The organism is Mesorhizobium sp. BHbdii (genome assembly GCF_053848045.1).
On sequence record NZ_JBSPKX010000091.1, the window covers coordinates 1 to 580 of the forward strand.

A 580-nucleotide genomic window follows, 5' to 3' on the forward strand; every position below is an offset into this window, starting at 1 on the left:
GGGGCGCATTTGGCATGATCTTGACGATATATGGCAAAGCTGCCAGCTGCAATCGCCTGGCTCGCTGCGCTACGTCAACCCCATCAAAAGCGATGGAGACCAGCTCCATCAGTGATGGAGCCCCTTGATGAGCTATGTGACCGACATTCCAGCGGCCTCGCCGGAGATTGCCCGCGACCATTTCCTGCACCGGCTTTCGCTCGAGACCGATTGTTCCGATGTCGCCGCGACGCTGCGCGGTGGAAAGCCGGACTTCGTACTTCTGCACGTGGTGGGTTCGCCTGACGCCTATGAGCGCCGCCATGTGCCTGGCGCGTTGCACCTGCCGCACCGCGAGATATCGGCCGAGCGGATGGCAGAATGGCCGGCAGGCACGCTGTTCGTGGTCTACTGCGCCGGGCCGCATTGCAATGGCGCGGACCGGGCGGCCTTTAAACTGGCCAGCCTCGGCCTGCCGGTCAAGATCATGATCGGCGGCATTTCAGGCTGGCAGGACGAAGAGCTTCCTTTCGCCTCGGGCAAGGAGCCTGGTGTCCTACAAGCGTGATTTGGCTTTGCCGGCTGGCCGGCTCACGACATC

Annotated in this window: 1 protein-coding gene; it reads left to right on the forward strand. The window is 62.6% G+C overall.

Annotation, left to right across the window (positions count from 1 at the left end; translation table 11 throughout):
- Positions 1–127 precede the first annotated feature (127 nt).
- Positions 128–547, forward strand: coding sequence for a rhodanese-like domain-containing protein (locus tag ACWTU8_RS32000; RefSeq protein WP_454579289.1), 420 nt, complete (start codon positions 128–130; stop codon positions 545–547).
- The last annotated feature ends 33 nt before the right edge of the window (positions 548–580 follow it).

What these genes read in the sequence shown, in the direction of transcription:
- ACWTU8_RS32000 (WP_454579289.1), top strand. Translation starts at nt 128, where the DNA reads ATGAGCTATGTGACCGACATTCCAGCGGCCTCGCCGGAGATTGCCCGC.